Annotated in this window: 12 protein-coding genes; 3 read left to right on the top strand and 9 right to left on the bottom strand. The window is 71.1% G+C overall.

Features of this window, described 5'->3' with window-relative positions; translation table 11 throughout:
- Positions 1 to 25 precede the first annotated feature (25 nt).
- Positions 26 to 349, bottom strand: coding sequence for a TatA/E family twin arginine-targeting protein translocase (locus tag ACLD7X_RS03745; RefSeq protein WP_411422120.1), 324 nt, complete (start codon positions 347 to 349; stop codon positions 26 to 28).
- Positions 350 to 385: 36 nt separating this feature from the next.
- Positions 386 to 586, bottom strand: coding sequence for a photosystem II reaction center phosphoprotein PsbH (gene psbH / locus ACLD7X_RS03740; protein WP_411422119.1), 201 nt, complete (start codon positions 584 to 586; stop codon positions 386 to 388).
- 113 nt (positions 587 to 699) lie between these two features.
- On the opposite strand from psbH, the gene psbN reads away from it, so the two are divergent.
- Entirely contained in the window at positions 700 to 849 is a 150-nt protein-coding gene (gene psbN, locus ACLD7X_RS03735) for a photosystem II reaction center protein PsbN (RefSeq protein WP_412007216.1), read from the top strand.
- 34 nt (positions 850 to 883) lie between these two features.
- Here the strand turns inward: psbN and ACLD7X_RS03730 are convergent, their stop codons facing one another.
- Positions 884 to 3,817 carry an alpha-mannosidase gene (locus ACLD7X_RS03730; RefSeq protein ID WP_411422117.1) on the bottom strand — a complete coding sequence of 978 codons (2,934 nt, stop codon included), beginning with the start codon at positions 3,815 to 3,817 and terminating at the stop codon, positions 884 to 886.
- 185 nt (positions 3,818 to 4,002) lie between these two features.
- Here ACLD7X_RS03730 and ACLD7X_RS03725 point away from each other — a divergent pair, with 185 nt between their 5' ends.
- The gene (locus ACLD7X_RS03725; protein WP_006172424.1) at positions 4,003 to 4,122 is read left to right on the top strand and encodes a photosystem II reaction center protein I; all 120 of its coding nucleotides are present in this window, start codon (positions 4,003 to 4,005) and stop codon (positions 4,120 to 4,122) included.
- 235 nt (positions 4,123 to 4,357) lie between these two features.
- A complete protein-coding gene (locus tag ACLD7X_RS03720) occupies positions 4,358 to 6,805 on the top strand; it encodes a DUF3769 domain-containing protein (protein WP_411422116.1) in 2,448 nt (815 codons plus the stop codon).
- Positions 6,806 to 6,866: 61 nt separating this feature from the next.
- On the opposite strand, the gene leuD is transcribed toward ACLD7X_RS03720, so the two are convergent.
- The 6 genes from leuD to glyA form a co-directional block, all read right to left on the bottom strand.
- A complete protein-coding gene (leuD, locus tag ACLD7X_RS03715) occupies positions 6,867 to 7,502 on the bottom strand; it encodes a 3-isopropylmalate dehydratase small subunit (RefSeq protein WP_411422115.1) in 636 nt (211 codons plus the stop codon).
- Positions 7,503 to 7,512: 10 nt separating this feature from the next.
- Positions 7,513 to 8,919 (bottom strand): 3-isopropylmalate dehydratase large subunit, encoded by a 1,407-nt coding sequence (leuC, locus tag ACLD7X_RS03710; protein ID WP_411422114.1) that lies wholly within the window; start codon positions 8,917 to 8,919, stop codon positions 7,513 to 7,515.
- Between the two features lie 32 nt (positions 8,920 to 8,951).
- The gene (locus tag ACLD7X_RS03705) at positions 8,952 to 9,269 is read right to left on the bottom strand and encodes a hypothetical protein (protein ID WP_411422113.1); all 318 of its coding nucleotides are present in this window, start codon (positions 9,267 to 9,269) and stop codon (positions 8,952 to 8,954) included.
- Positions 9,270 to 9,387: 118 nt separating this feature from the next.
- Positions 9,388 to 10,635: a competence/damage-inducible protein A gene (locus tag ACLD7X_RS03700; protein ID WP_411422112.1), complete on the bottom strand. Its 1,248-nt coding sequence runs from the start codon at positions 10,633 to 10,635 to the stop codon at positions 9,388 to 9,390.
- Positions 10,632 to 11,735 carry a glycosyltransferase family 4 protein gene (locus ACLD7X_RS03695; protein WP_411422111.1) on the bottom strand — a complete coding sequence of 368 codons (1,104 nt, stop codon included), beginning with the start codon at positions 11,733 to 11,735 and terminating at the stop codon, positions 10,632 to 10,634. Before ACLD7X_RS03695 ends, ACLD7X_RS03700 begins: the two co-directional genes overlap by 4 nt.
- 68 nt (positions 11,736 to 11,803) lie before the next feature.
- Positions 11,804 to 13,093 carry a serine hydroxymethyltransferase gene (gene glyA, locus ACLD7X_RS03690; protein ID WP_411422110.1) on the bottom strand — a complete coding sequence of 430 codons (1,290 nt, stop codon included), beginning with the start codon at positions 13,091 to 13,093 and terminating at the stop codon, positions 11,804 to 11,806.
- Between the last annotated feature and the right edge of the window lie 85 nt (positions 13,094 to 13,178).

The raw sequence follows: 13,178 nt of genomic DNA, 5'->3' as shown, positions 1-13,178 counted from the left end.
GGAAATCCTGCGGAGGCACCCGGACTCAGCCTTCAGACGGAGACTCGGCCGGAGCGGTCGCCGGGACAGCCGCGCCTGCCTGGGGCGTGATCGGCTCTGGCTCCCCCTGCGGCAGGGGCGCAGGAGTGCCCGCCTGGGGCTCCGCTGCGACCGAGTCCGCCGAGGCAGGTTCCGACGTGGCGATGGCGGTGCGGAACTCCCGTTCGAACTCGGAAGAGGCACTCTGAAAACCCTTCAGAGTGCGGCCAAGGGTGCGGCCCAGCTCCGGGAGACGCTTCGGACCGAAGACGAGCAGGCCGATCGCCGCAATCACGGCCATTTCGGGCAGGCCGATTCCGAAGATGTTCATGGGTCCTCCCGTGTAGGCCGCCGCTCGCCTGGACGCTCAGCCGGCGCCGTTCCAGTTGACGTTGATGCCTTCGAGGAGAAGGGACTGGTTGTACAGCTGAAGGATCACCAGCAGGAAGACCAGGAAGAGCAGCATGAACACGCCCATGACCGGCGTGGTGCCCCAGCCGGGCACGACCTTCCCGTATTCGGAGTTGAGGGGGCGCAGCAGGTCTCCCAGACGGGTGCGTTGAGCCATGGCAGCTTGGTCCTCTCGCGCAGGGAATCGCTCTGGCTAGTGTAAAGGCCTCGACAGCCCGGCGCGCCGGGCTGTCGAGAGTTGTGACGGAAGCTCCCACCAGCCTGATTCCCATGGACCCCAGCACCACCGGCTCTCCCGCCCTATCGGTGGCCCTGGCTGTGCTCGCGGTCCTGCTGGCCCTCACCGGTTTCGGCATCTATCTGGCCTTCGGCCCACCGTCCAAGCAGCTCACCGACCCCTTCGACGATCACGAGGACTGAACACGAGGCCTGAACGGCAGCCACCAGCCGGGGATCAGGCCGGTGCTCCGCTCGGACGGAGGCGCCAGAACCCCAGCTGCCAGGGCCGCAGGAGCATCCGCTCCGCCTCGCCTGACTGGGCAACCGGACCCTCGTCGAGCCCATTGACCCGGGCCAGCACCTCCCAGGCCTCGCCCAGCTCCAGATGGCAGCGGCGAGGGGACTGGTTGGCCACCGCCAGCACCGCTTCGCCCGGCACCGCAGTCGGACGCAGCCCGATGAGCTGCAACCCCGGGGCCAGGGGCGGCAGAAAACGGCGCGGCGTGGCCGCAGGCTCCGCTGCTGACCCCGCCGGCCGCAGCCACAGGGGCTCCCGAAACCCCTGGGCGTGCTCGGGCACGGCGGCCTGGGGCCAGTTCGGGCTGGCAGGGAGCAGGGCCAGCCGTTGGCGGCGGCGACCGTTATCAGCGCCGGGATCGGGCCAGGTGGGCCCGCGCAACAGCGAAACCCCGAGGCTCCCGGCCGCCGCCGAGACCCCCTGGGGGCCATCCAGCAGGAGCGCCAGGCCGCCGCGGGGGCCGACCGAGCACAGCCAGCTGATCGCCGGCACCTCCCATCGGGCCTTCTCCCGCGCCGTCAGCGGTTCGGCCGGGCGCTCCAACACCCCCCCGGCGGTATCGGCAGCCCATCGCACGGCGCGGGAGGCGAGGGGCACCTCCAGCCGCAACAGCTCATGGCGCTGCCGCCAGTCGACGCTGAAGACCAGCTCCAACCAGGGCGTGCCGGCGAGCAGGCGCCCCTCGAGCCGCACCCGACTGGCCCCGAAGCGTCCGCGCCAGACGAAGCTGGCACAGAGCGGCCCCCGCTCCCGCCAGGCGGGCAAGCCCTGCCAGGACCAGGGCAAGGGGTGGTCGGCATGGTCCGCTGCCAGGTCCCAGGCGTCCCAGAACTCACCCCGGTCGGCGAACCGCTGCCAGAGCAGCGGGGCCGCCAGCAGCGGCAGCCCCTGCCGGTCCCAGAGCTGCTCCACCCCTCGGGGCCCCAGCTCCACCGACAGCATGCCGTTGCCGGCCCGCAGGCCCGCGACCCAGACGGGCTGGTGAACGCTGCTGGGCGCCGGGGCCGTGGCATCCGGCGGGCCTGGATGGTGCTGCAGGGGCTGGGCCACCATCCCAGCGGCGGGGGGGAGCTGCACCCAGCACCCTCCGGCCATGGCGCCCTGGGTGGGCAAGGCCTGCCACTGGGCCGGCCCCTGCTCCTGTCCCTGCGCCTGCCACTGGCCGGCCGGGAGCCGCACGGTGCGGTGACGCCCGGCCAGGGGCACCAGCTGAAGGGCCCACCAGGGCCGGCCGGTGCTGACGGGTCGCGGCCGATCCCAGGGAGCGCCCCCCCCCAGGCAGGCGGCCAGGTCCCGATCCCGCCGGCGGCGGGCCTGGCGCCGGGCGGCCCGCCACTGGGGCTCGGCCTGCTCGAACACCTCGGGGATCGCCGTGCCCGGCAGGATGTCGTGAAACTGCTGGAACAACAGGGGGCGCCAGTCCGCCCCAGGGCCCGAGCCCGCCAGGACGGCGGCGATCTCCGCCTCCCGCAGCAGCCGCTCGAGCGTGCGGTTGTGGCGCTTCTGATCCGGCCGGGTGGTGGCACAGCCCCGGTGCAGCTCGAGGTAGAGCTCATCCCGCCAGACCGGCAGGGCTGGCGCGTGGGGCTCCAGTCCGGCGAGATAGGCCCGCAGGGTCCCGTGGGCCTGGGGAGCCGCCTCGGGCTGATGCTCCCAGAGTTGCAGCTGCTCGAGCATCTCGGCGGTGGGGCCGCCGCCGTGGTCGCCGACGCCCGGCAGCCAGAGGGCCCGGGCCAGCCCGGTGGAGCGCTGCCATTCCAGGCGGTAGCGCTCCATCGCCAGCGGGTCCCCGTCGGTGCCGATCGGCGCCGTCATCAGCGCCAGCACTTCCGTGCCGCAGCGGCTGCGCCAGCGGAAGAGGCGATGGGGGAAGGGGTTGGTCGCATTCCAGAACAGCTTGTGGGTGCAGAACCAGCGCACGCCCGTGGCCCCGGCCACCGCGGGGAGGCCGGCGGCGAAGCCGAAACTGTCCGGCAGCCAGGCGAGCTCATGGGCCAGCTGGGGGAAGCGGCGGCGGCTGTCCCACTGCCCTTCCTGGAACTGGCGCAGCAGGGAGGCCGTGCTGATCAGCACGCAGTCGTTCTCCACCCAGGGGCCGTTGATCGGCTCGAAGCGACCGGCGCGCACCGCCGCCTGGATGGCGGCCATCAGGGCTGGACGGTGCCGTTCCAGCCAGCCATAGAGGGCCGGAGTGGAATGGGCGAAATGAAGCCGGGGGAAGCGCTCGAACAACGCGAGCACCGAAGCGAAGGTGCGCTCCGCCGCCTGCCAGGTGTCCGCCACCGGCCACAACCAGGCCAGATCGAGGTGGGCATGGCCGAGCAGATGCCAGCCCGCCTCCGGTTCCGGGAGATCCGGCCGGCCGGCCTCGCGGCGCAGGTTCACCAGGGCGGCGCGGGTCTCGGCAAGAACCCCGAGCGGGTCAGAAGGATCCAGGGGCTCCAGCTCGATGCGGCTGTGCAGGAGGGCACCGTCGTCATGCAGCGGACTCCTCAGTCGCAGCTCGAGCTGCAGCGGCTCCCCCCGCCACCACTGCTCCGGCAGGACCCAGCGGCACGCCGTGTCGAACAGGTCCCCGGCATGGATGGCCGTGCCGTCGACCCGCAGTTCCGCCTGGTCGGCCCACCAGCGCAACACCAGCCGGGCGCGCAGCCCGGGCGGATCCGCCTGGAGGGCCCGCCAGGCATCCGGACAGACCAACCGCTGGCTCAGCCGGCGCCACTGCCCCCCCCGGGGCCAGACCACCAGCCCCCGGGCCACCCAGTCGGGACGATGGAGCGGGCCCCAGGGGTGATCGAGGGCGGAGCCCAGATCTCCCCCGGGCTGCGGGCACAGCCAGGCGGCCTGGAGGTCGAGCAGGGAGGGGGACACCGATGGGGGCTCAGAAGGTGACTGAATCGTTTCAATCTGAGGCTGCTCACCCGTTGCAGAGACCGGGGGCATCGTTGGATGGCAGGCCAGGTCCCATAGGATGATCTGGCTGCCGGGGGGACGACCAGCTCCTCAGAGGCGGCCGTCACTCCCTGTCACCCGCCCGCTTCGCGCCAGACCGAACCATGCTCGCTCTCAAGATCTCGGTTTATTCGGTCGTCTTCTTCTTCATCGGGATCTTTGTGTTCGGCTTTCTCGCCAGCGACCCGAGCCGCACCCCCAGCCGCAAGGATCTCGAAGACTGACGCGCCTGACGTCCTCCCGGGGATGGAAGCCCAGGCCTGAACCCGGTCTGCCGGCAGCCAGGGCCCGCGCCGGGCCGGCTCTCCCTTGCGGCGATCCCCCCCCTCAGGGGCCTTCCCTAGCTGCGTTCAGTTCAGATCCCGTCCTCCCCGCACTTCAACGCGGTGCATCCAACCAGCAGGCTGGGGCGCTGAAGGCCTGTCCAAGGGGCACGATGCTCGCCTCCCCGCACCGACCATGGCCGTGAGCAGGAGCCCGATCAACTGGCGAGGGGTCTCCGTGGCCATGCTGGTGGCCACGTCCGGTCTCAGCGTCGCGGCCCGGTCGGAACCGCTCGACGCTCCCGCTGCCGAGGTTCCACGTCCCGAGGGCCCCGGGGCCCCCACGCCTCGGTTCCTCGTGGTGCGCTCCGACCGCCAGAGCTACGACCGCCAGACCGGCCGGCTGACCGTGAGCGGCAACGTGGAGGCCCGCCTGGAGGGCTGGCGGCTGCTCGCCGACAGGGTGGAACTGAGCGAGGGCCATCGCAGCGTCTTCGCCAGCGGGCGCATCCGGCTCTTCCGTGGAGACCAGTACCTGCAGGCCGGCACCCTGCGCTACAGCGACTGGGAGGGCAGCGGCGAGATCAGCGATGTGTATGGGGTGGTGGACGAGGAGTCCCTCGCCGGCGACATGGCCTCCCTGGGCCTGGCCCTGGGACACCGTCCGAAGGGAGTGCTCAAGGGCCCGCCAACGGCGCCGGGCGAGCAGGCCGTCGCCAGACCCGAGCCCGAGGACGACAGCTTCGCCTGCCCTGAGCTGAGCACCGACCCCGGAGCCCGGCCTGTGCAGCAGCTGCTGCCTCCCCGCCGCACGGCGCTGCCCACCATGCCGGCTCCCGAGGGCTGTCCAGGCGCCGGCGATGGTCAGCGCGCCCGCCCCCTCAACCAGCTGCTAGAGGAGGTGGCGCTGGAGCCGCGTACCGATCGGGGGCAGCCGGCCGGCCCCTCGACCTTGCCACCCCCCACCGGATCCGGGCCAGGCCTCGTGGTCCCCGCCACCGGGGAGGTGCCCGCCGGGGCCATCCGCCAGCGGGTCAGCAACGTGCGCTTCAGCCAGAGCGTCGACACGACATTCCGGCTGAACCTGGTGCCCCTGATCGAATCGGAGGACAACCCCCCCGGTGGCGGTGGCACCTACCGACCTCTGCGGCAGGAGAAGGGCAACCTCACCCGGCTGCGGTTCCAGGCCTCGAGCCTCCGCATCCGCAGGAATGGCTGGTTCGCCGAGGAGGTCGCATTCACCAACGACCCCTTCACCCCGGCCAAGGCCTGGACCATCGCCCGGGGTGTCGAGGCCGCGATCAATCCCGCCGGGGTCACCACGATCCGGGCGCGAGACAGCCGGATCCTCCTGGGCGAGAGGCTTTCCCTGCCCAGCATCCGCGACGTGCAGATCGGCCAGCAGCAGCTGGCCGTGACCCTGGATGCGGATCGGCGCGACCGGGACGGCGTCTTTCTCGGTTACAACCTGCCGCCACTGCGGCTCGGCGGGGAGGGGAGCCTCCGACTCCAGCCCCAGCTGCTGATCCAGCGGGCCATCGATGGACGCACCGACAGCTACACCCGGCCCGGTCGCAGCCTGGTGGGGCCGGATGTGGTGCAGGACGCCAAGGTCAGCGATCTGTTCGGCCTGGCCGCCCTGATGGACCTGCCCCTGGGCCGGTTCCGCTTCTATGGCGATGCCAACCTCTCCACCTTCAACCCCGACAACTTCCGCGCCGGCACCCGCAGCAACGCCATGCTGAGCACACCTCTGGGCCTTCCCCTCCACAGCTTCTCCAGGGGCGCCCTGTTCGGCAGCTACCGGGAGCGCGTCTACAACGGCAGCCTCGGCCTGCAGACCGTGGTGTATTCCTACGGCGCCGAGCTGGAGGGGCGGGCGAGCCTCAACCCCGCCCCCTCGCCAGAGGCCCCCCGACCGACCACACCCTACTTCACCCCGGTCGAGCTGAACTGGCGAGCCCAGAGCGGCAACTACCAGGCGGCCCTGTTCGACACGGACCAGCTGGACACCCAGTGGCGCACCGCGCTCCGGGGTGGGGTGACCAGCTCACTGCGGCTGTGGGAGAGCGGGTTGAAGGGCGATCCCGACCCGCTGCAACAGCTGCGCTATTCGGCGATCCCCGTGGTTCCGGGGGTGGGGCTGGATTTCGGGGTCAACGGCAGCAGTGCCTTCTACCAGGACGGCTCCCAGCAGAACACCCTCACCGTGGCCGCCGGCCCCTCGTTCACGCTCGGCCGCTTCGAGCGCACCTACCTCGACTACACCCGGTTCTCCGCCTCCTTCAGCGAGACCTTCCGGGACGGCAGGAGCCCGTTCGGGTTCGATCGGGCGGTGGATCTGCGCACGGTGAGCTTCAACGCCGCCCAACAGATCTATGGCCCGCTGGTGCTCGAAGCCGGCGCCACCTTCAACATCGACAGCACCTCGCCCTACTACGGCGACGTGAGCTTCTCCTACGTGGAGCTGAAGCTGCAGCAGCGGGCCTACGAACTGGGTCTGTACTACAGCCCCTACGACGGCATCGGCGGCATCCGGGTCCGGCTGAACGACTTCGATTTCACGGGTGGCGGCACACCGTTCGTGCCACGGCCCCAGCATCGGGGCGGGGACCTGGTCACCCAGCCGGAGGACAGGCCCTGATGGAGGCTGGCCCGGACTGGGTGGCCGGACCGGCTGGTGGGCCTGCCCTAAGAACCGGCCGCTAGAAGCCGTTGGCGTAGGGCAGGGCGGCCAGGGTACGTGTCAGCTCCGCGTCATGGGCGAGCAGCTGGCTGGTGGCATCCCACTGCCCACTCAGCAGCATCCGGTGGGGGCCGGCATCCAGGTACACCGGCCAGCGGTTGGCGCCCACAAACTCGCTCTCCAGCTCCACCTCCAGGGCTTCCAGATCCAGGTAGAGCTCGGCGGCCGGATCGAGGGCGATGGCCTGCTGCAGGGCCCGGATGGTGTCCGGCTCAGCCGTGAGGCAGGGCAGGCCGAGGGCCAGGCAGTTGCCGAAGAAGATCTCGGCGAAGCTCTCGCCGATGAGCGCCCGGATTCCCCAGCGCATCAGGGCCTGGGGGGCATGCTCGCGGCTGGAACCGCAGCCGAAGTTGCTGTTCACGACCAACACCGAGGCCTCCTGATGGACTGGCCGGTCGAAGGGGTGCTCGCCGTTGAGCTCGGTCCTGTCATCGGCAAAGGCTCCGGCAGCCAGGCCCTCGAAGGTGACGCACTTGAGAAAGCGGGCCGGGATGATCCGGTCCGTGTCGATGTCGGAGCCGACCACGGCCACTCCCCGGCCACGGTGCGAGGCGACCGGACCTGCGGGGAAGGGGGCGGCACTGGAGCTGGACATGGCAGAACGCTCAGGACATCAGCTGACGGACATCGGTCACACGACCGTGGACGGCGGCAGCGGCCACCATCGCCGGGCTCATCAGCAGGGTACGGCCGGAGGCTGAACCCTGGCGGCCCTTGAAGTTGCGGTTGCTGGAGCTGGCGCTGATCTGGCGCCCCTCGAGGCGGTCGGGATTCATGGCCAGGCACATCGAGCAGCCGGGCTCGCGCCACTCGAAACCGGCCTCGGTGAAGACGCGATCCAGCCCCTCGGTCTCGGCGGCTGCGGCGACCTGTTCACTGCCCGGCACCACGAAGGCCTTGATGCCCGGAGCCACATGGCGGCCACGCACCACGGCGGCGGCGGCCTGCAGGTCGCTGAGCCGGCCGTTGGTGCAGCTGCCGATGAAACAGACGTCGACCGGAGTACCGGCGATCGGGGTGCCCGGCTGCAGGTCCATGTAGCGGTAGGCCTCCTCGGCGAGCGGCCGCTCATCGGGGGGGGTCTCCGCGAGGCTCGGCACGGCCTCGTCCACGCCGATGCCCTGGCCGGGGGTGATGCCCCAGGTCACGGTGGGGGCGATGGATCCCGCATCGAAACGCACCTCGTCGTCGAACACGGCATCCGGGCCGCTGGCCAGGGAACGCCACCAGGCCACCGCCCGCTCCCAGGCATCGCCGCTGGGGGCGCAGGGGCGGCCCCGGAGGTAGGCGAAGGTGACGGCGTCCGGGTTCACGTAGCCGCAGCGGGCGCCGCCCTCGATCGCCATGTTGCAGAGGGTCATGCGCTCCTCCATCGCGAGCGCCGCGATCGCCGGTCCGGCGAATTCATAGGCGTAGCCCACACCGCCCTTGACGCCGAGCGTGCGGATGATGTGGAGCACCAGATCCTTGGCATAGACCCCCGGCTGGAGCTGCCCGTCCACCCAGAGGCGGCGCACCTTGAGCTTGCCCATCGCCAGGCTCTGACTGGCGAGCACGTCACGCACCTGGCTGGTGCCGATCCCGAACGCGATCGCGCCGAAGGCGCCGTGGGTGGAGGTGTGGGAATCGCCGCAGGCCACGGTCATGCCGGGCTGGGAGAGGCCGAGTTCCGGGGCGATCACATGCACGATGCCCTGGCGGCCGCTGCCGAGGCCGTGCAGGGTGATGCCGTGCTCGGCGCAGTTGCGCTCCAGGGTGGCGAGCATCTCCTCGGCCAGGGGATCGGCGAAGGGCCGCGCCTGGGAGGTGGTGGGCACGATGTGATCGACCGTGGCCACGGTGCGCTCAGGGTGGCGGACACCCAGGCCGAGATCCTTCAGGGCCGCGAAGGCCTGGGGGCTGGTGACCTCATGGATCAGATGCAGGCCGATGAAGAGCTGGGTCGCCCCCCCAGGCAGCTCGGCCACCCGATGCAGGTCCCAGACCTTGTCGTACAGCGTGGCGGCGCTCACCGGATCCCTTGACGCGCAATCGGCAACCCTAATCAACGGATCCCCGGGCAGGCCTGGCTCATGGCCACCACCTGACCGGCGGTGATCGCGTCGATCTCCACCTCCGTGAAACCCTCGCGGGCCAGGGGGGCGTTGAGCCGGCGCAGCAGCCCCGGCTCCCAGAGCGAGTGGCCCTGGGCGTTGGCGTCCCGCCAGATGGCACAGAAACTCAGCAGGTGGGGCCGGCCGACCCCGAGGTAGAAATCGCGGTAGCGCTGCCAGTCGCTCGACGTTGCCGTCGAGGCAGCCCTGCCCTGGGGGGCGAAGCCACCCAGGAGCACCGTGGCCAGCAGCAGCAGCGAGACCCGCATCCTGGGTTGAACGTGTGGGTGAAGGAGGCCAACCCTGCCAGGCAACGGCTCCAGCCGCCAGAGGCCAACGGGTGGCGGCCGCGAGCGGGGCTGTCGAAAGCGCGCCTGGGGCGGGGATTCAGGAGGCGAGCAACCGCAGGCGCAGCCGGTTGAGCGCCTCGCCGGCCGTGAGCGCCTGGATCCAGTGGCGGCCACGGCTGCCGCCGAAGCGCACACCCTCGCTCCAGACCCCCGCGGCCCCCGCCACGGCGATGTGCACCAGGCCCACTGGCTTCTGCTCACTGCCGCCACCAGGTCCGGCGATGCCGGTGACGGCGATCGCCCAGGTGGCGCCCGTGAGGCGCCGGGCCCCGGCCGCCATCGCCAGGGCCACCGGATCGCTCACGGCTCCATGCCGCTCCAGATCCTCGGCGCTCACCCCCAGCAGCTGCTGCTTGACGGCGTTGGCATAGGCGATCACCCCGCCCAGGAACACGTCCGAGGCCCCGGGCACCGCCGCCAGGGCCGCACCGAGCCCTCCGCCGGTGCAGCTCTCGGCCACCGCCACCGTCTCACCGCGGCGCCGCAGCTGCTCGAGCACCACCGCCGCCAGGCTCTCGTCATCCACCCCGAAGCAGCTCTGGCCGGCCCGGCGGCGGATCTCCGCCTCCAACGGCGCGAGCATCCCGGCGGCGGCCGCCGCCGTCTCCGCCCGGCCCGTGAGCCGCAGCTTCACTTCCCCGCCCCCCGCGTACGGCGCCACAGTGGGGTTGGTGCCCTCCAGCAGATCGGCCATCGCTTCGGCCAGGGCCGATTCGGCCACGCCCCAGAAGCGCAGCAGCCGGCTGGCATACACCCCCTGGGAGAGCCCCGCCTGCTGCAGCCAGGGGGCCGCCGTGGCCTCCCACATGGCGCGCATCTCACTGGGCACCCCCGGGAAGGTGAGCAGCGTGAAGCCCGACACGGGGCTCCAGATCATCCCGGCTGCCGTGCCGGTGGGATTGGGCAGCACGGCCGCGCCCTCGGGGAGCAGGGCCTGGCGGCGCACGCTGGGGGAGAGCTCCCGCCCCCTGGCGCGTGCCTTGGCCTCGATGTCGGCCCACACCTCCGGCCGCTCGGTGAGGGGCGTGTCGAAGGCCGCGGCGATCGCCTCGGTCGTGAGATCGTCGGGAGTGGGGCCGAGGCCGCCGGTGGTGATCAGCACGCGGCAGCGCCGGGAGGCCTCCTGCACGGCAGCGATCACCCGGTCGCGGTTGTCACCCACCACCTCCTGGCGCCGGTGGGGAATGCCGAGGGCCGCCAGCTGCTCGGCGATCCAGCGGGCGTTGCCGTTGGTGATGTTGCCCAGCAGCAGCTCGGTGCCGATGCAGAGAATCTCGGCCGTCATCGCAGGCGGGCGGAGGGGCGGTCCTGGCGCTGGAGCTCGCGACGGGTGCTCACCAGGACCCAGATCAGCAACGCCGTGGCCAGGGCCAGCCAGAGGAAGCGCATCTCCGCATTCACCAGCACCAGGGCCACGGAGGCCAGCCACTGGGTGAAGGCATAGATGAGCAGCACCGTGCGGCGTTGGCTGAGGCCGGTGCGCAGCAACCGGTGGTGCAGATGGCGGCGGTCGGGATAGAAGGGGGAGTGGCCCTCGCTGAGCCGGCCCATGATCACCGCCGACATGTCGGCCAGGGGAAGGGAAAGGATCAGCAGCGGCAGCAGCAGGCTGACGCTGGTGAGCCCCTTGGCGGGGCCCACGATGCTGATCGCGGCCAGGGCGAAACCGAGGAAGTAGGAACCGCCGTCGCCCATGAAGATCCGGGCGGGATTGAAGTTGTGGCGCAGGAAACCCAGACAGCTGCCGGCCAGGGCGGCGGCCAGCAGGCCGGCGGCAGGCTGGTGCAGGCTGAAGCTGACCGAGAGCAGCCCCACGGCGGCGATGCCGCTCACGCCGGCGGCCAGACCATCGAGGCCATCGAGCCAGTTGATCGCGTTGGTGATCCCCACCAGCCACACCATGGTGGCCAGCAGGCTCAACCAGTCCGGCAGCTGCAGCGCCGAAGGTACCGATCCCATCCAGCCGAACGGCAGCTCGATGCTGCCGATCCGCACGCCCTCCTGCCAGACGACCAGCGACACCAGCAGCTGGCCGAGCAGCCGGGGCAGCGGCGGCAGCGCGAACAGATCATCGGCGAGGCCGATCACGAAGAAGCAGAGCGCGCCTCCCAGGGTTGTCCAGATCAGGGCGTCCTTGCTGGGCTCCAACTGGGCAAAGCCTCCCAGGATCCAGGTGAGGCTCAGGGCCAGACTGAAGCCGATCACGATGCCGATGCCACCCAGCCGCACCATGGGCTTGGTGTGCTGCTTGCGGGAGTCGGGGGTGTCGGTGAGGCCCCAGTGCAGACCCAGCCGCCGCACGATCGGCACCACGAGTGCGGTGAGCACCGTGGCCACGGCGAAGGTGAGCAACGCTGCCGCGTTGGGGCTGTAGGCAAGAGTCACGGCAGCGGGCCGACGCGGGTGCCGGAAGGCAGTGCTTGGGGCGCCACCTTACGGGGCATCAGGGCAATTCAGGCGTGCTGGAGCTCACGCTCGGCGGCATAGAGCGGGAAGCGCTGGCAGAGCTGGGCCACCCGCTGACGGCAAGCCGCCTCGATGGCGGCGTCCTCCGGGTTGAGCAGCCGATCGGCGATCACGTCGGCCACCTCGCGGAAGGCCGCCTCGTCGAAACCGCGGGTGGTGCAGGCGGCGGTGCCCAGCCGCAGGCCGCTGGTCACGAAGGGCGACTGGGGGTCGAACGGCACGGTGTTCTTGTTGGCGGTGATGTGGACATCACTCACCAGCAGGTCGGCCACCTTGCCGGTCATGCCGATGCTGCGCAGATCGAGCAGCACCAGGTGATTGTCGGTGCCGCCGCTCACCACAGCGATGCCGCGCTCCTGGATGCGGGCGGCCAGGGCCTGGGCGTTGGCCACCACCTGCTGGCTGTAGGTGCGGAACGCCGGCTGGAGGGCCTCACCGAAGGCCACCGCCTTGGCGGCGATCACGTGCTCCAGCGGGCCGCCCTGGCTCCCCGGGAACACCGCCTTGTCGAACGGCTTGGCGAACTCGGCGTCACGGCAGAGGATCAGACCGCCGCGGGGGCCGCGCAGGGTCTTGTGGGTGGTGGTGGTCACCACGTCACAGACGGGGACCGGGTTGGGGTGCACGCCGGCGGCCACCAGCCCGGCGATGTGGGCCATGTCGGCCAGCAGGTAGGCGCCCACCTCATCGGCGATGGCGCGGAAGGCCTCGAAATCGATGGTGCGCGGATAGGCCGAGTAGCCGCAGACGATCAGCTTCGGCCGGTGCTCCAGAGCCAGCTGGCGGATGCTCGCAAAGTTGAGCTGCTGGGTTTCGGGGTCGACGCCGTAGTGCACGGCCTTGAACCACTTGCCGCTCACGTTCACCGGCGAGCCATGGGTGAGGTGACCGCCGTGGCTGAGGTCCATGCCCAGGATCGTGTCGCCGGGCTGCAGCAGCGCCAGGAACACGGCGAAGTTGGCCTGGGCGCCACTGTGGGGCTGGACGTTGGCCCAGGCGGCGCCGAACAGCTGCCTGGCCCGCTCGATCGCCAGCTCCTCGATCGCGTCGACGTGTTCGCAGCCCCCGTAATAACGCTTGTGGGGCAGGCCCTCGGCGTACTTGTTGGTGAGCACCGAGCCCTGGGCCTCCATCACGGCGCGGGAGGCGAAGTTCTCGGAGGCGATCAGCTCCAGGTGGGTCTGCTGGCGTTCCAGCTCCTTGCCGATCAGGGCGGCGATGGCGGGATCCCCAGCCGCCAGGGACTGGTTGATCGCGGCGGCGGCGGTGTCGGCCATCGGTGGGAAGGGAGGGGGGAGGCTGGTCCTGCTAGGGATCGTAAGGAAACACCTCCCTGGGCAGGAAGCAGGGGAGAACCCTGCC

It is taken from the genome of Aphanothece microscopica RSMan92 (assembly GCF_046613545.2).
In the GTDB taxonomy this organism is placed as follows: domain Bacteria; phylum Cyanobacteriota; class Cyanobacteriia; order PCC-6307; family Cyanobiaceae; genus NIES-981.
This window is presented reverse-complemented; position numbering and strand designations above follow the sequence as displayed.